Here is a 24558-nt window from a genome sequence, read left to right as displayed (position 1 = left end):
ATATTTTTATAACCAAAAAAAGCCGCCATTGTTTTAAAATGGCGGCTTCAAATAACAGAATTAAGTTAAATTATTAAGCGAATAATTACTGATAAATCTGTTTAATTTCTTGGGCTGCGGCTAAACCACGTTTCGCTTCTTTTTCTGCGATTTCAACGGACAAACCAATATACGAACGTGGGTCTAGCATCGCTTTGATTTCATCATTGCTAAATGCTGCCGTAATGGTTTCGTTCTTGGTGAGGTTAGTGTAGAAATCCTCACCATCCGCTGCGGTTTTGATGGCTTCTTCATACAGCAATGAGTGTGCTTTATCTTTACCCAGCTTCTCAGCCATTTTCATCATCACGTATTCGGTATTATCTAACCCTTTATTTCTCAGAACGTTATGCAGCATTCTCTCTTCGTGAGGTACCAGAGTTCTCGAAAGCTCTTCGGTTCTTAATAAAATTTCAGTAGTCAGTTCCAGCGCTTCTTCGATAAGCCCATCGAATAACATATAAGAGCTGCTATCACCTTCATACGGTCTGACGGCAGAATACATCCCAACACTCGGTAACGAATACAGTTTTTGGGAGTTAGCAATAATCCCTTTCGCCAGTTTTGGGTTGATTTTGTGTGGCATGGTGCTGCTGCCCACTGTGCCTTTGGTGAAGCCTTCAGACACTTCCGCTATTTCTTCCAGCGTCGTGCTGTAAACTTCTTCCCCGATTTTATGACAGATATTCGCCATCAGCGCTAAGTTCGCCATGTACTCGAGTTTATGGGTGCTGAGGTTGCGAGATGGGACTTCCATCGCATGCATGCCCGTCAGCTCAGCAACGCGTTTTTGCACTTCTAAACCAATCCCCGGCATGGAGTTAAACGCACCCACAGCGCCACCCATCATGATGGTAAATACGCGCTTTTCACACTCTTTCATACGCTGGTAGCAGTCAATGAAATCGCTGATCCATACGGACACTTTGTAACCGTAAGTAATTGGAATAGCGTGGCGCCCATGGGTTCTGCCTGGCATCACCATATGCTTAGTTTTTTCAGCAAGACCCGACAGGTTTTCGATGATCTCACCTAACAGCAACATAAATTTATTATGTACCGTTTTCATCATGTACAGCTGCGAGCTTTGCTGAATATTTTGGGTGGTAATTCCGTAATGGATGTATTTACCACTCTCTTCAGAACACGCATTCACCAAGACTTTTAAGAAGGGAACGAAACCGTGCCCAATTTTTTGGTAAATGCGGCTCATCTCTTCAAAATCAATGTTCTCAATAACCGCTTTTTCTTTAATTTCATCGGCCGCTGATTGGGGAATGAACCCCGCTTCAGCCTGCGCTTGAGCTAACATGGATTCAAACATCAGCCAAGTATTGTATTTGGCTTCATCCGATAACAGGGCTTTTATACCGCGGTCATCGATGGTTTTACTCTTAGAATCATATAAGGCTCTCATCATATATCCTTTTATTTCTTCATGAACTCATCAACAGCGTTGCGAACAAATTCAACTTTCGGTCCATAAACTACGTGGACGTGGTTTGCCGATGGAAAGAAGAATGCGGTACATCCTGATTCCAACATTAAATCTTTATCAATTTTATTCACTTCTGCGACATCAATACGCATACGGGTAATACAGTTATCTACGTTACGAATGTTCTCTTTACCGCCTAAGGCTTCAACAAGGATCTCAGCGATTTCGCCATAACGTTTTTCTTTAATTAAGGTATTTTTCAGGTTGCTCGACTCTTCACGACCTGGGGTTTTGATATCAAATTTGATAATCGCCCAGTAGAAGATGAAGTAAGTCACTACCGCTAAACCGCCACCAATCAGGACTAAGAATATCCAGTTAGTGTGCTCGTACAGCAGACCGAAGATAGTGAAGTCAAACACGGTTCCACGGATATACCCGATAGCAACCCCAGCGAATGACAACAACACTGCACCAATACCGACGATGATGGCATAGATTAAGTACAGCAGCGGTGCGATAAACACGAAGGTAAATTCGAGCGGTTCGGTCACGTTACCGAGCATCGCGGTCAATACCATGGTCACCAACATCGATTTAACTTCAGCTCGGTTCTCTTTTTTCGATGTTTTATAGATAGCTAATGCAATCGCAGGGAACAGGAACAGCGTCACCAGCATTTGTTGCTGCGCCATAAAGCGCGTCAGGCTTGGCATCATTGCCCAGTATTCACTACTTGGACCTTGCTTAAATAACACTTCCGTTAAGGCTGGAACGACACCAACAAAGGTTTGTCCATCAATAACATAGGTACCACCGGCTTCGGTAAATCTAAACAGAACGTTCCAAACATGGTGTAACCCGAATGGAATAAACAGACGTTCACCCCCTGCGGTAAAGAATGGACCGACAGGACTTAGGAAGACGGCAGAAAGCTTCATCAAGCCTTGTACTAAGACTTCCCAGATAAACGGTAATGTTCCACCGACCATGATCATTAAACCGACCATGATGATCGCAACCGATTTTTTACCTGAGAAGAAGGCGAAGGCAGTCGGTAGCTCGAGGTTGTAGAATTTATCGGTGGCCCATGCACCAATTAACCCTGTAATAATTCCCCCAGCGGCACTGATATTTAAGGTTTGAATACCTAAAACTTTAATCTGTCCCACTTGACCCATAATCGCGGGATCCGCCAGTTTACCAGTGAGCACCAACCAAATATTCATGGTGATGATCAACGAAAGGTAACCCACAACGGAGGCGAAGACCGCGATCCCCTTATCACGCTGGCTCATGCCATAGGCAACCCCCATGGCGAACAGTAATGGGATGTTGTCGAAGATAACGCCCGCAATAGAACGGATGCTGACAAGTAATGCGTTAACGGTTTCATTGCCGAGGAAAGGGAATCGAGCAATCATGTAGGTTTGAACTAATGCACCACTGATCCCCAGTATCATACCAATTGGAGCCAGAACCCCGATTGGCAGGAGCAGTGTCCTACCAAAGCGCTGGATTGACTCACCGAATTTTCTTTTAGCCATATTTTTTCCTAATGACGAAGAATTATTGAAATTAACTGGAATACTAGCACTGGGTTTTTTAAATGAAATGATGTTACGGTTTTAAATATTATCTCAGGTCATAGATTAAGACCTAGGTCATTATTATTAAATAAAGCTTTTAAAATCATACTAATAATAATTTTGTCATCAATGTGTTGATGATTTTTTAAATAAATAATTATTTGAAGAATAACAAAAATAATTGAATGAAAAGTATTTAATTAACTTTAAGCTAAATAAATAAGGTGAGGGAGGCGTTTATTTACAGCAGATTTTCCAATTCATTAATTAACAAGTCCACCAGAATGAAAAATCCGGTTCTGGATTTTGAATCATCCCGTTTAGTGTCATAGCTATCCGCGAAGCAGAAAAGGGTGTTATTGGCGTAGGCAGTGAGTTCGTTTGTGTGAAAGGCAGTCATACTGATGATGTTGGCCTCTTTCAATTGCACGATTTTAGCGGTTTCAATGATTTTTTTAGTTCCGCCGGATAGCGAGATAAAAATCACCGTATCATTTTGGTTAACTAGGCGAGTAAACGAGTCGGAGAGATTGTAATCGTTGATAAAAAAGCAGTGTAATCCAAGAGAGAATAGCAAGTGTTCAAGATAATAACCGACGGCTTTACTGGTGCCACGTGCCACTAAAAAGATATTACGCGAGCCGCGTAATGTTTTCGCACAGTCGCGAATTTGCTCTTCATTAATCAACGTGAAGGTTTTATGGATATTATTTTCAAGCTGCTTTTTATACGATGCCGGGTTATTTTTTTCCGCTTTATTTTGCGAAAGGATATGGTTATTAATTTGAAATTTGAGTTCTTTAAACCCACTAAAGCCTAATTTCTGGGACAAATTAATAATGACAGTCTTAGAGACAAACGTTTTGGCGACTAATTCATTAATATTCAAGTAGGGAATATCGGCAATATTATCGGTAAGATATTTTAATACTTTTTTTTCACTGACGGTTAAGTTGTCATAATTCTTTAGAAAATCCAGCATATCTCACCTGATCAATAGAGTATCAAAAGCCCATTTTAGTCTGGGTTCGCGTGTTATTTATGATGATATCGACACTGTGTGAAGTGAGCAAAAGCTCAACAGCGTTGATTATACGTTAAAGCCGTATTTTATGCAGGTTTTCCGGGAGTTTTTTTGATGTGAATAACTTATAAGGTCGATAATAATACTTATCTATTTAAGCTAAGAATATAAAAGTGAAACGAACCTCAACCAGAGTCTAAAGGATTAAAAACGCCTTGTGATAAAGCACATCACAAGGCGATTTTGTTTATCCCAATTCCGGCTCAATCATTATTTGAGCTGCCAAAGCGTTCCTTCAGAAATAACCGCGCTACCATGAGAAGCAAATAACATTAGCTTGCGTTCATTAGGTTGGGGATAAATGCGGCTAGACATTGCGGCGTCACCATCGTTGACAAAGACTTCAACGGAGGAGCGGTCAATAAAAATACGCAATGAAAGTTTATCGTTTGTGGGTAATGGAATGCTGCGATAACCGTCCAGCTCATATTCTGGGTAGTGCCGCCAGAGCACTAAGCGTTGAGATTGGCTATCAATATACAGCTCTAATCCATCGCCTACCTTATTACCTAGCGCTATGCCATATCGTTCAGCATTACTTTGGTTTCTATCCCAAACAAGCTCTAACTCGATGGCGCTGGAATGTTCGAGTAGCACTTCTGTTTGACTAACCGAGTGAGGCTCAATGAGTTGGCTCTGTTGGCGCAGTGATTTGGCTTCAATCACTGGACGTTGGCATAAATGCCCATCTCGTACAAATAACTCGCGTGGTAGGGTTAAGCAGCCTGCCCAGCCTTCTTGTTTGGATGGCATAGCAGATTCCCACATATCCATCCAAGCCATAATGACACGTCGTCCATCAGCTGTCGTGAATGATTGTGGCGCGTAGAAATCGTGCCCATTATCCAGTTCAGTAAATTTTTGACTTTGTATAAAAGCGCTTCCTTCTTGCCAGTGACCTTGGATCACACCGGATTGGAAGCGATTACGATACTGATAACCTGTATTTTGTTGAATACCTTGCGGTGAAAACATCAAATAGTGGTGGTCGCCACACGGGAAGAAATCTGGGCATTCCCACATATAGCCACCATCAACATCAGCGTGAGCGAGGATTCGATCAAGTTGCCATTCGCGTAGTGAATTTCCCTTATAAAGCAACGTTTGCCCACAATTTGCCGCGTCTCGTGCACCTATCACCATCCACCAAGTGCCGTTTTCTTGCCAAATTTTAGGATCACGGAAATGCATAATGCCATCGGGAGGCGTTAGCACAATACCTTGTTTTTCAAAGTGAATACCGTCAGTACTGGTTGCTAAACATTGAACTTCACGGATAGCGCTATCGTCACCAGCTTCTTTTAGCCACACATGCCCCGTATAAATGAGTGAAAGGGTTCCATTATCATTTACGGCACAACCTGAAAAACAGCCATCACGATCATAGTCATCACCGGGTGCTAGGGCGATAGGCTCATGTTGCCAATGGATCATGTCGTGGCTGGTGGCGTGACCCCAATGCATTGGCCCCCAGTCAGCACTCATTGGATGATGTTGATAAAATGCGTGATATAACCCATCAAAGCAGATCAAGCCATTGGGATCATTCATCCAGCCAGCGGGTGGCGCAAGATGGAAGTCAGGGTAATAGGTATTTCCACGTTGAGCTTTAAGTTGCTCAAGAGCAAATTGTGCTTGCTGAAGTTTTTGTTTCATAGTTCCACCGTTTTTTTCGATGTTGTCATACGATTGACGGTTGATGCGTCCTCTGATTGCAGAAGGACACTTGAAATTATCGTCATCAAAATGACGATAGCGGCGAGGATCATATAGGTATCTGCAAAGCCTAATGTGTCATAACTGTAGCCTGCGAGCGGGGATAAGAATGAGGCGCAGAGCGACGCTACAAACTGGAAACCCACTAAGTAGATGGTTGCAGATAAACGTTTATCAAATACGGATGTAATGTATTTAAATAATGAAATTAATAGGATAGGGAGTTCAACCGCATGTAGCAGCTTCATAAATGAAATCGTGATTGCATCGTCAGCAAGCCCCGAACCTAAAATGCGCAGTGCCATGATGACACCACTCAAAAGCAGACCACGTTTGGCACCAATCCGATTGACGAGGAAAGGTGCTAAGAACATACCACCTGCCTCTAAAAAGACCTGAAGCGAGTTTAAGTAGCCAAACATCTCGTTGCCTTCGTTTTGGCTTGCAAACAACGAAGCAAAATAGACCGGAAATTGTTGGTCGTAGACGTTATAAACACTTACCCCGCAGACAAATATCACCAAAGACCAAAATGAGCGCATGCGTAATAATCCCAGCGCATCAGTGATAGTCAGCGACTGAGTTTTTCCGAACTCAAGTTCATTCATGGTATGAGGGCGAACGTTGCGTAAACGCCATAACAAAATGATGAACAGAAGTGCGCTGGCAGAACCCATGGCAAAATTTAAGTTGGGATCGATATTAAATAATAACCCAGCAAAAAAGGTGGCGCCCGCCCAGCCCAGTGAGCCCCACATACGGGCACGACCATATTCAAAACTTGCAATACGACTGACGCGTTCAGTATAGGATTCAAGAGCGCCAATACCGGCAAAGAAAGTCGCGCCAACATAAATGCCCAACGCGGCCGCTCCCGCAAAAATATTCCATTTTAATAAGGGGGTACAGACAAAAATAAACCAAGGTCCGCTGATTAATAGCAATCCCCCCAGAAACCATAATAGATTTTTGCGTAAGCCAAGCCTGTCTTGAATAAACCCGTAAAGAGGCTGAGCACAAAATGCGGTTAAGCTGATAACAGAAAAAATAATGCCCGTATCGGTGCCCTTTAAGCCAATTTTTTGGCTGAGCCACAGAGATACCAAGGAAAACACGGATGACCATGTCCAAAAGAAAGTAAATAACAAACCACTTAATGTGAGATAGGCATGCATGTTAGCGCGTGTTTTTTTGCCCATAGATATTCTCCTACTGTCAGAATGTCTATATTGTTAATGTTAACATTCACTTTATAAAAGACGGTATAGTGCATAAATATGATGTTAATCACCAATGTTAACATTAACATTGGCGGTATGTGAGGGATGTCACAGGTTTCTGATTCTCGCAATCATGTGGCGATTTATTGGTTGATATACTCCGACGAAAAGACGTTGGAACCAAAGACGTTGAAAACAAAGACGTTGAAAACAGAGTAAAGAGGGCAAAATGGTACTCTTAAAAGATGTCGCAAAGCTGGCGGGCGTTTCAATGATGACGGTCTCAAGAGCTATCAATAATCCTGAAAAGCTGAAAAAAGAGACACTAGAACGCATTCAAAAAGCCATTAATGAAACGGGTTATACGCCTGATCTTTCAGCTCGGATGATCCGCGGTACACGGTCAGGGCAAAAACCTCGAACGATCGGGGTATTGGCGCTAGATACGGCAACGTCCCCTTTTTCTGTCGATATTACGCTGTCTATTGAAGAAACCGCGCGTTCACACGGTTGGAATAGCTATGTGGTGAATATGCTAGAAGGTGATGATCCTGAAGCTATCGCGAGCTTACTTTTTTCTCATCGCCCGGATGGCATTATTTACACGGCAATGGGGCTTAGGCAGGTTGAAATTACCAAGCACATGATGAAGGTATCATTAGTACTCGCTAACTGTGAAAGCCTAAATGTACCAACGGCCAGCTATGTACCCGATGATGAAGATGGTCAATATAACGCGGTGAAAGCGCTATTAAATGCGGGATACCGCCAACCGCTATGTTTATATCTCCCAGCTAACCACCCGGCGACTCTCCGTCGAGCTCTTGGTGTTAAGCGCGCTTGTGAAGAACATGGAATCAATGCCGATGCGTTATCTCATCATTTTTTAAATACAGAAAATTATGCAGATATTCCTGAGATTGTACGCAAGCAGATCCACCATGGAAAAGCGGGTTTTGATTCAGTTATTTGTGGAAACGATCGGATCGCATTCATCGTTTATCAGATCTTGTTAGAAAGTGGATTGAAGATCCCAAAAGATGTCGCTGTTGTGGGCTACGACAATATGGTTGGGATCGGTGAATTATTTATTCCACCGCTTTCGACGGTACAACTTCCGCATTATGAGATTGGTAAGCGTAGCGCGCTACATATCATTAACGGGGAGACGCATCGAGAAACTGTCTATATTTCATCGCCTTGGTTACCAAGGGATTCAATTTAATCATACTGACTATTTTCAATATTGCTTGTGGAGTAATTTATGACCGATAAAGTGTGGGTTCTCGGTGATGCTGTTGTTGATTTGATCCCCGAAAGAGAAGGCTGCTTACTTCAGATGCCGGGTGGTGCGCCTGCGAATGTGGCGGCTGGGGTTGCTCGCCTTGATGGACGAAGTGGGTTTATTGGTCGTGTCGGGAATGATCCTTTTGGTCGCTTTATGTGCCGCACGCTAGATCAAGAGAGAGTGGACACTGACTATATGAAGTTGGACTCGCAACATCGTACATCAACGGTGGTGGTTGAACTGGATGAAGAGGGAGAACGGACTTTTACGTTTATGGTTCGTCCCGCAGCGGATCTTTTTTTAGAAATAGAGGATTTACCGGTATTTCAGGAAAATGAATGGCTACATGCGTGCTCTATCGCGCTGAGTGCCGAGCCGAGCCGTAGTACCACATTTTATGCTATGGAAAAAATTCGTCGTGCAGGTGGGCGCGTTAGTTTTGATCCTAATATCCGAACGGATCTTTGGCAGGATGAAAATCTATTGCGTGAATGTTTACATAAAGCGTTAACTTTCGCTTCGGTGGTGAAGTTATCCGAAGAAGAATTATTTTTCTTAAGCGGCAAAACCGATATTCAGCAAGGTATTGCACAACTTTCCACACAGTATTCTTTTGATTTGCTACTTGTGACTCTAGGTAAAAATGGGGTGATGGTGTGTTGGCAGGGAGATATTCTGCATTATTCAGCTAGACCCGTGGTGGTGGTTGATACGACAGGTGCGGGAGATGCCTTTGTCGCAGGTCTATTAGCAGGGTTGGCAGTTTATGGTCTGCCGCGCGATGAAAATACGCTGGGCATGATTATTGGACAAGCACAAATTTGTGGCGCATTAGCCACCACGGCGAAGGGTGCAATGACCGCATTGCCATATCGTCAAGATTTACTCAAAAGCCTGTAGTCACGATTTCGCGCAATTTTCTAGGGGGGTTGTGGTGAATGAAGAAAGTGGTTTTTGAGAAGTAAAGACTGAGGTGATTCGCTAGAAAGCAAAAACCCGCCACTAGGGCGGGTTCTTTAAATAGTGGTGCCCGGACTCGGAATCGAACCAAGGACACGGGGATTTTCAATCCCCTGCTCTACCGACTGAGCTATCCGGGCAACGGGGCGCATTAAACCGTATTAGGCTGTTCTCGTCAATGCATTTTTTATAAAAAAAACCATTTTCTGACTGAGTGTTTTCTTTTTCGACAAAAAACGCCTGTTTAACGTGCGAGTGTACGAATTTTAACTTAATGCGCCTTTTTTACGGCACAGAGCTATAGCCAAAATATCCTCAGAAAGCTGTTGAGCAATTTCCACATCACGGATATCGCGATTAACCAACAAGCGATTTAAACAGCCTTCTAAAACCAACTCCATCTGATTGGCGACGAGTTCTGCATCTTCAATATCTAGCTCATCGAGCAGCTGCTTAGTAAAGCTGAATGAGTTGGATTTTTGCAGGCGGCTTAATTGGTGGATAGGGTGTTCTGGGTCTGGGTAATAGTTGCAGGCAGAAATAAACAGACAGCCAGGGAAACGCCCTTCGCGGACTTTCTCTGCCAGTTGTTGATAACGAGCCATGAGTTTAAGTTGTGGGCTGAGTCGCTCATCTAATAAGGTTTGGCGCTGCCACACTTCAATTTGCTGCCCGTGATAGCGTAGAGAATCATAAACGAGGGCTTCATCATCAGGCCAAAATTGGCGTAAGGTCGTAAAATCGGATTCAATTTCAGTGAGTAAACTTTCTGTCGAGGCAGATAACCCCTGTTGCTCTAACTGGTTTAACGCATGGCTCAAAATAGTGTCGCGCTGGATACTCATCGTTATCTCCATCACAAGATTTGCTAATTTTTCCATCATAGCAATGTTCAAAGTTGATTTATAGGCGTTGATTTTGTCACAGGTATGAGGGTGATAGAGGGGAATTACGGGGAAGTCAAAGAGAGAAGAGGTAGAGAGGCATTACCCTCTCTATACCTAACAAGTTGTTTAGTAGAAATTAATTTCTAGTTAAACAACTTTTTCTCCATATCAATATCGATATGATAAAAATTAAAAATATTTTGCAGGAACTCATCAATATCGTGCTTTTTTAATTCTAAAGCATGCAAAATTCCCAAAAGATTTTGAATAGTAATCGCATTGACACCTCGCTCATAGCGAGAAATCTGTTGTTGGCTGATGCTTAAACGAGAAGCGAGCTCAGCGCCCGTGAGCCCAACGACTTTACGTCGTCGTTTAAGAAATGAACCAATGTAATTGGATACTTCATGGTTATCAAATTGTTGATTAGCTAGCATGATCCCTCCATGCGAGTTTTATTGAGATAATAGTATTCAAAGATAATTAAATATTATTATCTTTAATTGGCGAGAGTAATCTAAAATTGACTGGTTCAATTTAGGAGTATTTAACCGCTAAGTTAAATTAATTACCAATATTTATGACGGATTGATAGGCTATTTTCGATAGTTAATAGCTATTTCGATCACTCAGTTAGTGAGTGAAGGTATAAATAATTATGGATTTTATGTTTGATTATTTTAATTTAATCAGTCTAATAATCTAGTTTTCTGGGTTTTGATTGGTTTTTTATGGCGATAATTACTGACTTATTTTTTATAAAAATAACGCAAAAAATAATAATGAAGTATGAATTGGGTAATGGGCTGTTACACTTATATATATATTATTCATAAATATGTTTCGAGAGAAAGATTTATATTTACTTCGTCATAAAGATACAGATTTGTTTATTGATTATCGGTATTATTTTAAATAGTTTATAGAAATAAAAATAAATATGACATTGTGCAAATAAGGAATGCGGATTAATGAAAATTATCATTGCACCTGATTCTTTTAAAGAGAGTATGAGCGCCGAGCTTGCGGCTCAATCAGTCATAAAAGGCTTTCGACGTGTGTTTCCTGACGCGGTATATATTTCACTGCCAGTGGCTGATGGTGGAGAGGGAACCGTGGATGCGCTTATTGCGGCACTGCACGGTGAAAAAATATCGGTTACCGTGGCAGATCCATTGGGTCTCCCTGTCATGGCTTACTATGGGCTATTAGCTGAAAGTAAGACGGCGGTGATTGAAATGGCACAAGCCAGTGGGTTGATGCTAGTGCCTATTGCCAAGCGAAACCCGATGCTGACGAACAGCTATGGTACGGGAGAGTTGATCGCCAATGCGCTTGCTCAAGGGGTTGAGCGGATTATTCTAGGGATTGGCGGGAGCGCTACAGTGGATGGCGGCGTTGGTATGTTGCAGGCGCTGGGTGTGCGATTTTATGATGAAAATCATCAATTACTGGGAACCACGGGTAATATCCTTTCACAGATATCGCATATCGACATTCAGCAACTTGACCCGCGGTTATCTCAGTGCAAAATCGACATTGCTTGCGATGTGAGTAACCCATTGGTAGGAGAACACGGCTCAGCGGCGGTTTTTGGTCCACAAAAAGGGGCAACGCCAGAAATGGTGGCTGAGTTGGATAATGGATTAAACCAGTTTGCGGCGCTTCTTCAACAGTTAACGGGGACTGACTATCGTTATCTTGCCGGTGGCGGCGCGGCGGGGGGGATCGCCGTTGCAGCAGCTGCACTACTCGGCGGTGAGCTTAAATCTGGTATTGAGATTGTGATGGACGCTTTAGCGTTTGAGCAACACTTACAAGATGCTAACTTGGTGATCATCGGGGAAGGTAGTATGGATGGGCAGACCGCAGGAGGAAAAGCGCCCATCGGCATTGCGAGACTCGCGGCAAAACATCAGGTTCCGGTTATTGCATTAAGCGGTGTATTAGGGGATGGGGTAGAAGGATTGCACCAAGAGGGTGTAACGGCGGTATTTAGCATTCTGCCAAGATTGTCTTCCCTTAGTGAGGCGCTCAATCAGGGCGCTAAAAACCTAGAAAATACAGCATGCAATGTGGCTCGAGTATTAAATATGGGTCGCCACCTTTGAAATAAAAGCGAACCTATTTATTTGATGAAAAATAATCTGACTTATCCAATATTTATGTTATATGCACTTTTTCCGATACCATGATGGCGGGTTATTTGGTAAATGAAGGGTAATAAAGCAATAAACTACAAGAATAGGTAAAAAATGCTTAACCCCAACACGTTTGTGCCACTGAAAATTATTGCTTCTGGCATCGCACTACCCGCACATAAAGTATTGTCGATGGATTTGGATAAGCAGCTGAATAAACCGAACGGTTACGTTGAAAAACGTTCGGGGATCCGCTGGCGCTACCATGCATCAAATACCGATAGCCAAGCTGAATTAGCTGCTTCAGCAATTCACGATGCATTAACTCGCCACCATATTGACCCTGCTTCAGTGGATGCCTTGATTTGTGCATCGGCTATTCCTGTCCAAGCCCTACCTTGTAGCGCAGCTCATATTCTTGCAAGTTCAGCACTTCATTCGGGTATTGCCTGCTTTGATGTGAATGCGAGCTGTGTGAGTTACTTATCGGCGTTGCAAATTGCGGGTGGGCTACTCACTACCCATCAGTATCGCCGAATTGCAATTGTCTCTGCGGATATTGCCTCTCGGGGGATCGATTGGGAACATGAAGAATCCTCGCTTATTTTTGGGGATGGTGCGGCTTGTACTCTTGTTGAACGCGGTGATGGGAATAGCGGTATTTTGGCATTTCGTCTAGAAACCTATCCTGAAGGATTAGATCTCTGTGAAATTCGCGCGGGGGGCACTCGTCGTAATCCACGTTCAGGGATGGAGCCGAGCGATTTCTTATTCCACATGAAAGGCAAACCTCTATTCAAGATGGCATCCGCCATGGTTGAGGATTTTATGGAGAGAATACTGTCTCAAGCGGGAGTTAGCTTAGCGCAGATTGATACGGTGGTTCCCCATCAAGCGAGCCACTTATCCTTGGAACATATGCGTAAACGCCTGGGTGTTACCGCCGAGCAGTTAGTCGATATCTATGCCACACACGGCAACCAAGTCGCGGCATCAATTCCTTCCGCGCTGCATGAAGCCATTATTACCGACCGTTTTTATGGCAAATCCCACGTAATGCTGGTAGGAACCGCAGCCGGTTTAGCGTTATCCGCACTGGTTCTTATACCATGAAAATCTTAGTCACAGGTGCGACCAGCGGGCTTGGGCGCAATGCCACAGAAATCTTGCTACGTGATGGGCATCAGGTGGTGGCTTGCGGGCGTGATTTGGCTATTGGTCAGGAGTTAACGGATGCGGGGGCGGTATTTATTCCCGTAGAACTGGCAACATTAACACCGGAAACCGCGCGTGAATTGATGGCAGGGTGTCAGGTAATTTGGCACTGCGCCGCACTGTCGGCGCCATGGGGTGCGCGTGAAACATTCGAAGCCATTAATTGGCAAGCCACCAAAACCTTGGCGCAGACTGCGGCAGAGCAAGGTATCGAGCGGTTTGTGCATATCTCCACCCCTGCAATCTATTTTAATTTTACTCACCAGCACAATATTTTCGAATCAACGAATAACACGCAATTTGCTAATGATTATGCGCGAACGAAGTTCCTTGCCGAGCAAGAAATTGCCAAGATAGTACCGAATTATCCCTCAACCACCTTTGTGATTTTGCGTCCTCGAGGATTATTTGGGCCTCATGATCGGGTTTTATTGCCGCGTTTGATGGCGCAAGTCCGCGCCCGCCATGGCAAATTGGTGCTGCCGGCAGGGGGCAAAAATGCCTTCGATTTGACCTACGTTGAAAATGTGGTGGATGCCATGATGTTGGCAACCCAAAAACCGTTAAAAAATGGCTCGATATTTAATATTACTAACCAAGATCCTCAACCGTTAGCCACCACATTAAAAATGCTATTTAAGCAAACAGGCACTGAGTGCCAGATTAAATCAGCCCCTTATTCGCTATTATACGGTGTGGCGTTTTGTTTAGAAAAATTAGCGATTATGCAGCGAAAAGAGCCGTTATTAACCCGTTATAGCCTCGGCGCTGCTTATTTCACGATGATTTTAAACAATCAACGCGCTCAGCAGGAACTCGGTTACATCCCACGCTATTCCATGGCGGAGGGCATCGCACGCACCGCAAAATGGCTTAATGAAAACCAAGAGGGCAAACTATGATGAACATTCGGGTATTTGAAGTGGGATATTGCACCCATCCCGGTTGTGTTGCCCTCAAAGGTGCCAGTATGAAAGCGTGTAAATTCCCCGCGCGGGCATGGCTGATTGAGGGGCATGGCCAGCGCTGGCTGTTTGATACGGGGTATGCCGACCATTTTTATGATCATACCCGTGAAGGCATCATTCGGTTGTATCGAGCGGTTACGCCGGTTTATTTTGATACCAAAGATGCTCTCGTTTCTCAGCTCAAGGCGGATGGTATCACGCCTGCTGATATTACAGGCGTCATTATTTCCCATTTCCATGGCGACCATATTGCGGGGCTGCGGGATTTCCCTTCAGTACCGCTGATCTGTTCGGGGGAAGGGTGGAAAAAAACGCGTAACCTAACCGGATTTTCCGCATTACGTAAAGCTTTTGTGCGTGGGTTAATCCCTGAAGATTTCGAAGAAAGAGCACGGTTTTATGAAGGCTTTGAGCGTATTGAGCTGCCTGAAGCCTTAGCCGAATTAGGATTTGGCTACGCAATAAACCCAGAAAAAACCTTAATTGCGGTGCCATTACCGGGTCATGCCGCGGGGCATACTGGGTTATGCGTGGCAACGGATGATGGCTGGATTTTGCTGGCGGGAGATGCGGCATGGTCACCAACGAATTACCGAGAATTGCGCGGACCAATGGCGGTGGCGAATTTAATTATGGATGACCGCCAAGCCTATTACGACACGCTCAATAAATTGCATCAGATTGATAAACGCCAGATACCGATCCAACTGTGTCATGAGGGTGAGCTGTGAAACTGCTGAAAATTCTGTGGTATTACTGGCAGGCTCGCCGACTGCGTTTTACGGATAGCGCAGCGCTAGAGGCATATCAACAGCGAAAATTATCGGCATTTACGCAGCGTTTTTTACGGCGTAGTCCCTATTTTGCGGCATATTGTCAGCAAGCACTTACTCAGTGGCCTGTGATGAATAAAGCTTTGATGATGCAGCATTTTGACCGCATGAACACCCAAGGGCTGAAAGTGGATGAGCTGCTTGCCTGCGCGAAACAGAGCGAATCCTCCCGTGATTTTTCTCCAACAGTGGGGAAATTCAGTGTGGGGTTATCGTCTGGAACATCAGGAAAACGCGGGGTGTTTGTGGTCAGCCCTGACGAACAAGCTCGCTGGTCGGGAACCATGCTGGCTAAAATGTTGCCGGATGGGTTATTTGCCGGAGAGCGCGTTGCACTGTTTCTACGTGCAAACAATAACTTATATGAAAGCGTGAATAACCGCTGGCTCTCATTTCAGTTTTACGACCTGCTGGGGGATTTTGATGAGCATCTTGCTGAGCTTAATCAATGGCAGCCTACCATTATTGTTGCTCCTGCACAGGTGCTGGTAGAAATTGCAAAGCGCCAGCAGCGAAATGAGTGCTCACTAACCCCGAAAAGGGTGATATCAGTGGCGGAAGTGCTAAATGCGGATGATAAAGCCCTGCTAAAAACCGTTTTTGCAGATGTTGGCGAAGTGTACCAAGCGACGGAAGGTTTTCTTGGCTGCACCTGCCCTCATGGCACATTGCATCTGAATGAAGCTTTTTTGCATATTGAAAAACAGTGGATTGATGAACGCCGTTTTTTACCGATTATCACCGATTTTACGCGGCAAACTCAGCCCATAGTGCGTTATCAGCTGGATGATATTTTGGTCGTTAGAGAGACTCCATGTCCCTGTGGTGATGCTCAAATAGCCATTGAATGCATCGAAGGGCGTAGTGATGACCAAATAGTTTTAACCAATCAACAAGGTGAGCCAATAACCTTATTTGCGGACGCCTGTAACCGAGTGATGTGCAATACGTTACCGATAGAAACAGATTACCGACTTCATCAACAGGGGCAGTTATTCACCTTATCCGCGGATTGTGAAGACACGGCGCTGTTGGCATGTAAGCAAGCACTAACTGACTACTTCGAACTGCAAGGCGCAGTGACTGAGCATCTTCAGTGGCAACTCAACACCGCCTTGCCCGAGACGACAATGGCAATCAAACGTCGGCGGATCACGCGGGAGGTACCATGATAACGTCGATGTCAGTGTGGCAGCGCGTGGGGTATTTACTATTAGGTTGGGGATGTGTTGGGGTTATCTACTCTTTGACGGGGCATATTTATTCCTCTGCGCACGTTATTTCCCCCTCGATAATTGATGATGCCATCGGTTATTCGCCAAATGCAATATGGCTTTATCTCTCATTTTTCCTTTTTATTCCTTGCGGTTATCTGCTGAGTCACGCAGAAAAAGTGAAGCCGTTAATGTGGCAGATGATCCTCTGTGCGGTGCTATCTGGCACGGTGTATTTGATTTATCCAACCACGGCAGAATTCCCTCAAAATATAGGGAGTGGATTGACTCAGCAGGCACTTGCTAGGTTATTGCAGGTGGATACGTCGCAAAATATGCTGCCTTCGCTCCACGTGTCGTTAACATTAATTGCGTGGTGGGCTCTGTGTCGAAAAGGTCAATTTTTGAGAAACCTCTTGTGGCTATTGTGGGCGTTGATGATTATTTTTTCTGTCTTAATGCTGAAGCGGCACCTATTTATTGATGTGGTTGGCGGCGCGGTGTGTGCGTGGATAGCGATAACGGTTGTTCGCTTATGGGTGGCTTATCCGTCACGGAGAGTGCGATGAATGAACTGACATTTCCCATTATCTTTATGGTGGCGATTGTGATGGTGGAAGCGCTGATTATTGCTCGCCAAAAGCGCGTTTCATTCAGTTGGCAAGATGTGGTTTTTAACCTTAATTCCGGGCATATCATGCTGTGGCTGTTCCGTGGATTAGAACTATTTTGCTACGGTTTTGTGGTCACGCATTTTTCTTTTGGTCTTACCGATAGCTGGCCAACGTGGTTGGTGTGGTTGTTTACGTTAATTGCTTGGGATTTAGGATTTTATTGGCTACATCGTTTGCACCATCGTTACCGTCTTTTGTGGGCCGTGCATGTGGTGCACCATCAAGGGGAGCATTTTAATCTCTCACTAGGGGTACGTAATTCGTGGTATTCCTCACTCACTTCGATTCCTTTCTTTCTGTTATTGGCGTTGATGGGCGTGCCGCTCACTGTTTTTATGACGATATCTGTGCTTCATTATACGATTCAATTTTTTAACCATAGCGGGTTAATTCCCCGTTTTAAATGGCTGGAATCATGGATGGTGACGCCGCATCATCATCGGGTTCACCATATAAAAACGGGTGGGTACGCCAATCGTAATTTTGGCGGTAGCTTTATTATTTGGGACAAGCTGTTTGGGACGTTTTCTGAATCTCCTGAAACACCGCATCAATACGGTATCGGTGGTGAGGTAGCGACGGAAAACCCGCTGATTGACAGCAATCGTCCATTCTTGCGTATTTTGGGTGTGAAAAAAACGAATAAACCAACGCATTCCCCTCGTTATCACATCGGAAAAATGGGGCTTGTAGGCGGGACATTGCTGCTGTTCGCGTTGGTGATTGGCTATGTGTATCGCTATGGGTACGGTTTTAATGGCACGACCCTTGAGCAAGTCGGGTTATTTATTCTGTTAGCGGCAGGAACTGTCGCATTATCTGGCTTATCAAGCGGTTATGGCTGGGGAAAATGGAGCTGGTTTACGGTGGCTAGCATGATGCTGTTATTGATCATCATTGCAGGCTGGTTGACGCCATTCTGGCTGGTGGTGGGTACGCTATTATGGTTACACAGCGCTTGTGTACTAATGGGCGTAGGAATAACGCCTGTGGATAGACGTGATGTACAAGCCTAAGCCATTACCGCCCCTCGCTTTTCGCCAGCGGGATGACTTGGCTTTTCACCGTGCATTGCAGCAAGCGGCGAAGGGGTATCTGCAAGAAAAAGGCGATCACCGCTTTGCCGATGGCAGGGTTTATCTCAAAAGTTTTATGCTGATTTTGGTGTGCTTAGGCAGCTACGGGCTAATGCTCAGCTCCCAAGGTGGAATACTGTTTTTTGTGGGTTATCCGCTATTTATTTTCTTTGCCTTATTGTTAGCGATTAATATGGTGCACGATGCCTCCCATAACGCCGTTTTTCAGCGAGGAGCACTTAACCGGATTGTGAACTTTTGGGTGACAATTCCTTTAGGGTTAGATCCTGATTGTTGGCGTGTGCGGCACATTGTTTTTCACCATTCCCATACTAATGTTCGTGATTATGATCTGGATATTGAAGAGAATTTTTTACTGCGCCAAACTCCATACCAACGCTGGTATCCGTTTATGCGTTGGCAGCATTTGTATTGGCCGTTGATAGCGGCAATGACGTTTCCCGCGCTGATTTGGGGCTACGATTGGTTTGACCGTTTTCATTTCACCCGCGTCGCGCCAAAAATGCGCTATCAAGGTGCGAAAGGTATTGGGGTATTTTTTCTGAGTAAGAGCCTGCATCTTGCCTTGGCCATATTATTACCCTATTGGGTGTTATCCCCGTATGGCATCGGTATTGGCACATTGTTGGGTGTTTATCTGCTTAGCCAAATGTTCGCGTCATTTATTTTTGTGGTGCTGATTTTAGGTACTCATTGGGCGAAGGCCACCTTTTATACGGCACCGGATTCAGGGCGTATGGAGCAAGGGTTTTATACTCATACGTTTTCAACGACCTATGATTGGCAAACCACGCCGAAGTGCCTAACTTACTGGCTCGGCGGACTGAATTTGCATCTGACCCATCATTTATTCCCCAATTGGCACCACCGACATTACCCTGCGCTTGCTCGTATTATTCAGCAAACTGCCGCGCAATTTGGCATGGATTATCACTGTGTTGATGCCAAAACCTTGTGGCGTTATCAGCAGCGGTTTTTAAAGCGAATGGGAACTGGGGAAGGGGTTAGGTAAGCGATAGTCGCCTACCTAACTGTGGGTTAGTTTAGCTCAGATTGAACTTGCTGTAAGCTGCGAACCCACGGTTTATCCCGTTGAAATGCAGACGGTAAGCCTTGTATAGCGTGTCTTGCGATTCGAGGAGTTGGGTATTCGCCATACACTAAGACATACCATTGGCGGTTATTTCTTACCGTTTCATAGACCAAATAATTACGCAATTTATATCGACGAGCTTGTGCATCAAGCCCTTCAGGGCTGCTTGCGCTGCCTAATTGTAATGTGTAATGGCGAGGGGAAGCTGAGCGAATATCGCCACCTAAGTTAGTGCTCACTGAGGTGTGTTTCGCCACCGGAATCGTCACCTCTATCGGTTTGCTAGGCATATCGATTGGCACTGATTCTAGCTGTTCAGTTTCACCTTTGTGTTCTGACGGGGGCAATACAAGGGTAATGATCACTTCAGTCGGTTCGTCAGAAACGGTTTCATTTACCATTGACGCTGTTTGCTGCTGAATATGGGCTTTATGCGCAGCGGCGAGCATTAAGCGTTCACGGTGCTCGGCAATAGGTTGCCATATTTTAGTCAGTTCCTTTTGCAATAGGCGCAATGTGGCATAAATCCGATGCGGTCGGTGGTTGTTTAAAACTTCCAGTAGCACCTGATTTCCCTTGGCAGAGAGCTCGATAGCATTAACTTGCGGTTCAGCGTGAACGGGCTCGGTCATCGGTAGGCTGATTAAGTTGTACGAATATTGCTGGCAACGTTGTTCATCAACCGCTTCTGTGGTGACAGTGGTATCTTCCTGAATGTCATGCAATGCCTGTTGCGCTCTTTCACGCACTTCATTATTCGCGGCAATGGCTTTTTCCAGCCACCAAATTGCGCAGGCTGAGTTTTGAGGACCTCCTTCACCCGTGAAAAACAGAATCCCTAAATGGTATTGACCGAGGGGATAGCCCTGCAATGCGGATTGCTGAATATAGTAGCGCCCTTTGGCGAGATCTACAGGGACGCCATCTCCATTGATGGATTGCACACCAAGGTCGTGAATTTGCTCAAGGGATGTTGGCGATGTGACTGAAAGTGCAGGGCGGCACAATAGAAGCGAAATACCCATGAGCAATAAGGTGAAAACGCAGTGGCGGTGAGTGGCTATCATGGCATTCTCATCGTTGAATGATAAAGGCTTAGTGGTTTGTGGTGAAAACCACTAAGCGGTTAGGCAGGTTATTCCCAGTCAAGAGTGACGGTGGCGGTGGCAGAAGCGGCGCCAGATTTAAAACCTTCTCCAAGCGCACAGAGGCTAAAACGGTAAGGGACTTGATGTGGACCAACGGTGAGCTCACCTAAATCAACGATATGTGAGAGGGGCTTACCGTTTGTTAGAGTAAAATTTACACCGTTATTATCGCAAGGGGGATAAAGAGACTTAATGGAGGCTCGTATGGTCGCAGGTGCCACCTCTCCAGTGGTATCCATTGTCATTTTTAAGTCGTTTGTGTATCCTTGATGCGTTCCATTTAGTGTCAATTTAGCGGGAGCATGAGCACCATTATCTCCAGTGCAGTTGATCGTAAAATTCCCATCAACTACCCCTAAAACATCCTTACGATTTCCTCCTGGTGTACCGGATGTATTGCCTTTCCAATCCCAAATATTCACTTTGCCGAAATCAATTTTAGGTGGGGTGTTGATGGTGCATTGGATTGGCGGAGCATAGGTAAATTCAATACGATTAGAGAGGTGGACACGCATATCTCCCACTTCCAGATTAACATCTCCTGAATATGAATAAGTACCAGGTTTCACTGAATCACTGATATATAACGCAACCTGTAAATTTCTAGCCTGATATAAGTTATTTCCAGTAATGCGAATGGGGATACCTGTGGACTTTAGTCCTGCTTCATATTTATAAATTCCGCTATTTTTGAAAACGTTAACTGTGTTTTGGTTTTGTATACTGGATGCTTTCGGTTCTGCATTATATTGGTAATCAACTCTAACGTTATAACGGCTGGAGGCAGTGTAGGACATTCCTGAAAAAGTGAGTACTATACCAGGCTCAAGAACCACTCCGTGGTGGCCATCAACAACTCCCCAGTCGCTTCTGGAAACAGTAGATACTACTGTTCCATGAATAACACTCTCCGCACCTCCTTCATAGTAAGGTCTTTCTTCTTTAGTGATAGCTTCACCTGCCCATACTCTTTTCCCGGATTCCCTAAATACTGCTCCGCTAGGAAAACTCCAGTTATCAGCACTGTAACTAACAGCTGTGAATGCATTGTATATAATTAAACCTGCCGCGGCTGACCACACTTTTCCCCAGCGTTTTTGATTGTTCAATTTCATTATTTTTCTCCTGCTGGCGACTGTAACCAACGTGTTTTATTGGGTTTTTGATGTAAAGGCTCGATATTTTCCATTGGAGCAGGTACCTGCTGAGCCGTTTGGGATGTATTCGATATCACAGGCTGAGCTTGCGGTTGCCCACTGACACAGCGATAAGAGACTTGACGGATTGGCATATCGGCTGAAACGTCGACATGGCGTAAATCGAATTTCACCTGACATTGCTGTGCGGCTGTCTCTCCCCACTTCACCAACAATTCTCCTGTTTCTGGTAACCCCGTCAGGTACACCTGCCCGGCATCCCCGACAATGCTGCTCATGTTGTCAGCGCTGTTATCGGAGGTTAAGGTCGCAATCGCCCCAAAGGGCACATATTTGGCCCCCTGTTTTAAGGTCATGAGCACTTGGTAGCCGATACGGGTACGGAAACTGGCTTTCACCACTGCGCCTTTGGTGGGGTAAACGTTGGTATTGGATTGCGGTAAATCGACATTTTCAGGCAGCGTGCTTGGGTCTAAGCCAATGCTGTTTTTGTTATAGTCGGAAAGATAAGGCGCCACGGCATAGCCACGCCAATCCGTGACAGCAGAACCGCCATTAACACTGACGCCTTCGGCACCCGGTGCACTAATGAGTGCGACTGAATCCCCCATAGAGCGGCTTAAGGTTAGCCCTTCGGCGTGCAGTAATGCACCGCCGCTGGCGTTCATATTGATTGACTGAGAATTATTGCTATAGCTATAACCGGTACTGATACTGCCTTTATCGCCTTGGTAGCCCGCATTCAGGTTGGTGTTCGCAATTTGCCCTTTATTTCCCCAGCTTTGTGATGCGCCATAAGACAGCTTGCCATCCAGCATGTTGCCGCTCAGGCCGCTATTATTTTGCGTGCGTCCATTTTGGTCATGACTCATGGAGTAGGTGGCATAAATCGACTGCAAATCACGGTCTTGAGTAAATACACTGAACGGCACGCTTAAGTTGAAGGAGAGCTGGCGGTTTTCCGGCCAGTTATTACGGCTGTCTTTCACGCGGTCGATATTGTAGTTCACACCGTAACTGACCCCTTTAAAGCTGTTGCTGTAGCCCATGGATAAACCCGTTAAGGTTCGGCTGCTGCCCCAGTAATCATCGCGGTTAGCACGAAAATGCAGTGAGCCATACTGTTGCATCTGTTGGCTGAGCTGGGTTTGAAAGCTGCTGCGACGACGTTGCAACGTCCACGGGCTAAGACCCTCTTCAAGGCGATAACCTTGGCTGTTAAATTCGCTGAAATTATAGAAATGCTCGGTGGAGTAACGTAATGCGGTTAAATCCACCGACGTGCCGGTTGCCATTAAGCTTTTTGAATAACGGATACGGTAAGATTGCCCCGTTTTTCGCTCGCTAGAGCTGGTAACTGGGTTGGAATAAGTAAATTTAGCCGATGAGTGCGTGACGTCCGTGGAGACAGCACCGAAGTCACCTAAAGAGACTCCTGTTCCTAAACTCAGAGATTGATAATCTTTTGCCAGCAAGGCGCCGCCATACACCGTGACATCGTTATGCAGCCCATAAACAGCAGTACCGAGAATAAAGTCAGAACGACGTGAGCTGGTGGTCAAGTTGCCATTGTAACGACCGGAGGCCACTTCGTATTTCCAGCCACCGGGGCGCAACATCACGGGTAAAGATGAGTAGGGCACCACAAACTGGCGCTCAGAACCATCGGCTTCGGTAACGGTGACGTCATAATCTCCGGATAAGCCCGCTTGCTGGATATCATTGATATAAAAGGGCCCTGGAGCCACATAGGCTTCATACACGATATTGCCATTTTGGCGAATAGTGACACGGGCGTTGCTGTTGGCAACACCACTGATCGCCGGCGCATAGCCGCGTAATTGGCTTGGCAGCATTTGCTCGTTAGAGGTTAGCTGCACGCCCTTAAAGGGCACACCATCAAACACATCGCTGCCCGTGCTGCTTTCACCGACTAACAATGTCGAGCGTAATGCACGAATATCCCGTGATAGGGTGGTATTGGAAAAGTAGGTTTGGGTGTTGGTCGTGGCCGATTGGTTCTCGCTCCCGCTGTATTCGAAACGGGAATGGGTGAGGTTACTGCGCAGACGCCACGGCCCTGCATTGGCACCCAAGCGTGCGGACGCAAAGACGTTGGTATTTTGGTTTTTTTTGCCGTGATCATAGCGACTGGTGGTGCGACCTGCACTGACGTTATAGTTCGCCATGAGCGCCGGAATCCCATCGTCCCATAATGACGGATCGGCATTACGATTGACTTGAGATTGCATCGCCACTTGCGGCACGCTGATGTTTAATCGTAAGCGTGACAAATCTAATCGGGTTGTCGCTTGTGGGATCAGGGCGCCTAAATCTGAAATAAACTCGCCGTTAGGTAAGTCTTTCAGGACAGGAATTTGCGACACATTGACCCCAAATGTGTCGAGCTGCTCAGGGGTTAATTCCGGTGCGATTTCACCGTGGGTATTTTTGATAAAATTAAGCGTAAATTGCCCCACGTCCTGTTGGTTCACAAATACGGAAACGGTGTATTCCCCTTCAGCAACGCCACCGGCTTGTGAGAAGGCGGATAAATCCACGTCTGTGTTTTCACCTGCAACCCCTAAAAAACTGGGATCAAAGTAATCTTCGGCCTGTGTTGGAGCGACCGCCAATAGCAATACACACGCCAGCGGGTGATAACGGAAAAAAGGGATTTTTGGCTGATTTTCAGCAATTTTATGGGCTTTTTTCATGATCTTCCTTTATCTTGCGAATGCAAGAATCCCCCCGTTGCCAATGCGCATCGGGTGAATGTGTTTATCTGTCGGGTGTG

The 24558-nt window shown here is 45.3% G+C and carries 20 protein-coding genes and 1 tRNA gene; 10 read left to right on the top strand and 11 right to left on the bottom strand.

Annotated elements, in window-relative coordinates; all coding sequences use genetic code 11:
* Positions 1 to 85: 85 nt before the first annotated feature.
* The 5 genes from M5X66_RS15570 to M5X66_RS15550 form a co-directional block, all read right to left on the bottom strand.
* On the bottom strand, positions 86 to 1456 hold the full coding sequence (locus M5X66_RS15570) for a class-II fumarase/aspartase family protein (RefSeq protein WP_036949581.1): 1371 nt from the start codon (positions 1454 to 1456) through the stop codon (positions 86 to 88).
* Positions 1457 to 1467: 11 nt separating this feature from the next.
* Positions 1468 to 3024: a PTS transporter subunit EIIC gene (locus M5X66_RS15565; RefSeq protein ID WP_006658525.1), complete on the bottom strand. Its 1557-nt coding sequence runs from the start codon at positions 3022 to 3024 to the stop codon at positions 1468 to 1470.
* Between the two features lie 283 nt (positions 3025 to 3307).
* Positions 3308 to 4048, bottom strand: a complete 741-nt coding sequence (locus M5X66_RS15560) for a MurR/RpiR family transcriptional regulator (RefSeq protein ID WP_036949583.1) — start codon at positions 4046 to 4048, stop codon at positions 3308 to 3310.
* Positions 4049 to 4360: 312 nt separating this feature from the next.
* Complete coding sequence (locus M5X66_RS15555; protein WP_154599947.1) at positions 4361 to 5806, bottom strand: glycoside hydrolase family 32 protein; 1446 nt, start codon at positions 5804 to 5806, stop codon at positions 4361 to 4363.
* A complete protein-coding gene (locus M5X66_RS15550; RefSeq protein ID WP_036949587.1) occupies positions 5803 to 7065 on the bottom strand; it encodes an MFS transporter in 1263 nt (420 codons plus the stop codon). Before M5X66_RS15550 ends, M5X66_RS15555 begins: the two co-directional genes overlap by 4 nt.
* A 250-nt stretch (positions 7066 to 7315) precedes the next feature.
* On the opposite strand from M5X66_RS15550, the gene M5X66_RS15545 reads away from it, so the two are divergent.
* Positions 7316 to 8311 (top strand): LacI family DNA-binding transcriptional regulator, encoded by a 996-nt coding sequence (locus M5X66_RS15545; RefSeq protein ID WP_270103709.1) that lies wholly within the window; start codon positions 7316 to 7318, stop codon positions 8309 to 8311.
* A 39-nt stretch (positions 8312 to 8350) separates the two neighbouring features.
* The gene (locus M5X66_RS15540; protein WP_270103708.1) at positions 8351 to 9274 is read left to right on the top strand and encodes an aminoimidazole riboside kinase; all 924 of its coding nucleotides are present in this window, start codon (positions 8351 to 8353) and stop codon (positions 9272 to 9274) included.
* Between the two features lie 124 nt (positions 9275 to 9398).
* On the opposite strand, the gene M5X66_RS15535 is transcribed toward M5X66_RS15540, so the two are convergent.
* The 3 genes from M5X66_RS15535 to M5X66_RS15525 form a co-directional block, all read right to left on the bottom strand.
* Positions 9399 to 9474 (bottom strand) — tRNA-Phe (locus M5X66_RS15535).
* Positions 9475 to 9600: 126 nt separating this feature from the next.
* Positions 9601 to 10173, bottom strand: coding sequence for a division control transcriptional repressor DicD (gene dicD / locus M5X66_RS15530; RefSeq protein ID WP_413784995.1), 573 nt, complete (start codon positions 10171 to 10173; stop codon positions 9601 to 9603).
* Positions 10174 to 10364: 191 nt separating this feature from the next.
* Positions 10365 to 10658, bottom strand: coding sequence for a helix-turn-helix domain-containing protein (locus M5X66_RS15525; protein ID WP_036949597.1), 294 nt, complete (start codon positions 10656 to 10658; stop codon positions 10365 to 10367).
* A gap of 534 nt (positions 10659 to 11192) precedes the next feature.
* Here M5X66_RS15525 and M5X66_RS15520 point away from each other — a divergent pair.
* From M5X66_RS15520 to M5X66_RS15485, 8 genes are all read left to right on the top strand, one after another.
* Positions 11193 to 12332, top strand: coding sequence for a glycerate kinase family protein (locus M5X66_RS15520; RefSeq protein ID WP_108479499.1), 1140 nt, complete (start codon positions 11193 to 11195; stop codon positions 12330 to 12332).
* Positions 12333 to 12476: 144 nt separating this feature from the next.
* Positions 12477 to 13475 carry a 3-oxoacyl-[acyl-carrier-protein] synthase III C-terminal domain-containing protein gene (locus M5X66_RS15515; protein WP_036949599.1) on the top strand — a complete coding sequence of 333 codons (999 nt, stop codon included), beginning with the start codon at positions 12477 to 12479 and terminating at the stop codon, positions 13473 to 13475.
* Positions 13472 to 14479 (top strand): NAD-dependent epimerase/dehydratase family protein, encoded by a 1008-nt coding sequence (locus M5X66_RS15510; RefSeq protein ID WP_036949607.1) that lies wholly within the window; start codon positions 13472 to 13474, stop codon positions 14477 to 14479. The genes M5X66_RS15515 and M5X66_RS15510 overlap by 4 nt, the downstream gene beginning before the upstream one ends.
* On the top strand, positions 14476 to 15276 hold the full coding sequence (locus tag M5X66_RS15505; RefSeq protein ID WP_036949609.1) for an MBL fold metallo-hydrolase: 801 nt from the start codon (positions 14476 to 14478) through the stop codon (positions 15274 to 15276). Before M5X66_RS15510 ends, M5X66_RS15505 begins: the two co-directional genes overlap by 4 nt.
* Positions 15273 to 16550 carry a F390 synthetase-related protein gene (locus M5X66_RS15500; RefSeq protein WP_270103707.1) on the top strand — a complete coding sequence of 426 codons (1278 nt, stop codon included), beginning with the start codon at positions 15273 to 15275 and terminating at the stop codon, positions 16548 to 16550. Before M5X66_RS15505 ends, M5X66_RS15500 begins: the two co-directional genes overlap by 4 nt.
* Positions 16547 to 17161 carry a phosphatase PAP2 family protein gene (locus M5X66_RS15495; protein WP_270103706.1) on the top strand — a complete coding sequence of 205 codons (615 nt, stop codon included), beginning with the start codon at positions 16547 to 16549 and terminating at the stop codon, positions 17159 to 17161. The genes M5X66_RS15500 and M5X66_RS15495 overlap by 4 nt, the downstream gene beginning before the upstream one ends.
* Complete coding sequence (locus M5X66_RS15490) at positions 17158 to 18282, top strand: sterol desaturase family protein (protein ID WP_270103705.1); 1125 nt, start codon at positions 17158 to 17160, stop codon at positions 18280 to 18282. The genes M5X66_RS15495 and M5X66_RS15490 overlap by 4 nt, the downstream gene beginning before the upstream one ends.
* Positions 18269 to 19375, top strand: a complete 1107-nt coding sequence (locus M5X66_RS15485; protein ID WP_270103704.1) for a fatty acid desaturase family protein — start codon at positions 18269 to 18271, stop codon at positions 19373 to 19375. The genes M5X66_RS15490 and M5X66_RS15485 overlap by 14 nt, the downstream gene beginning before the upstream one ends.
* Positions 19376 to 19401: 26 nt before the next feature.
* On the opposite strand, the gene M5X66_RS15480 is transcribed toward M5X66_RS15485, so the two are convergent.
* From M5X66_RS15480 to M5X66_RS15470, 3 genes are all read right to left on the bottom strand, one after another.
* Positions 19402 to 20523, bottom strand: coding sequence for an SPOR domain-containing protein (locus M5X66_RS15480; RefSeq protein ID WP_270103703.1), 1122 nt, complete (start codon positions 20521 to 20523; stop codon positions 19402 to 19404).
* Between the two features lie 68 nt (positions 20524 to 20591).
* On the bottom strand, positions 20592 to 21719 hold the full coding sequence (locus M5X66_RS15475) for a hypothetical protein (protein WP_270103702.1): 1128 nt from the start codon (positions 21717 to 21719) through the stop codon (positions 20592 to 20594).
* Positions 21719 to 24478, bottom strand: coding sequence for a fimbria/pilus outer membrane usher protein (locus M5X66_RS15470; protein WP_270103701.1), 2760 nt, complete (start codon positions 24476 to 24478; stop codon positions 21719 to 21721). Before M5X66_RS15470 ends, M5X66_RS15475 begins: the two co-directional genes overlap by 1 nt.
* Positions 24479 to 24558 lie beyond the last annotated feature (80 nt).

Origin of the sequence: Providencia sp. PROV188 (genome assembly GCF_027595165.1) — a bacterium.
Lineage (GTDB): Bacteria > Pseudomonadota > Gammaproteobacteria > Enterobacterales > Enterobacteriaceae > Providencia > Providencia lanzhouensis.
The sequence above is the reverse complement of the archived record's forward strand: the minus strand, read 5'-3'. Positions and strand labels throughout refer to the sequence as shown.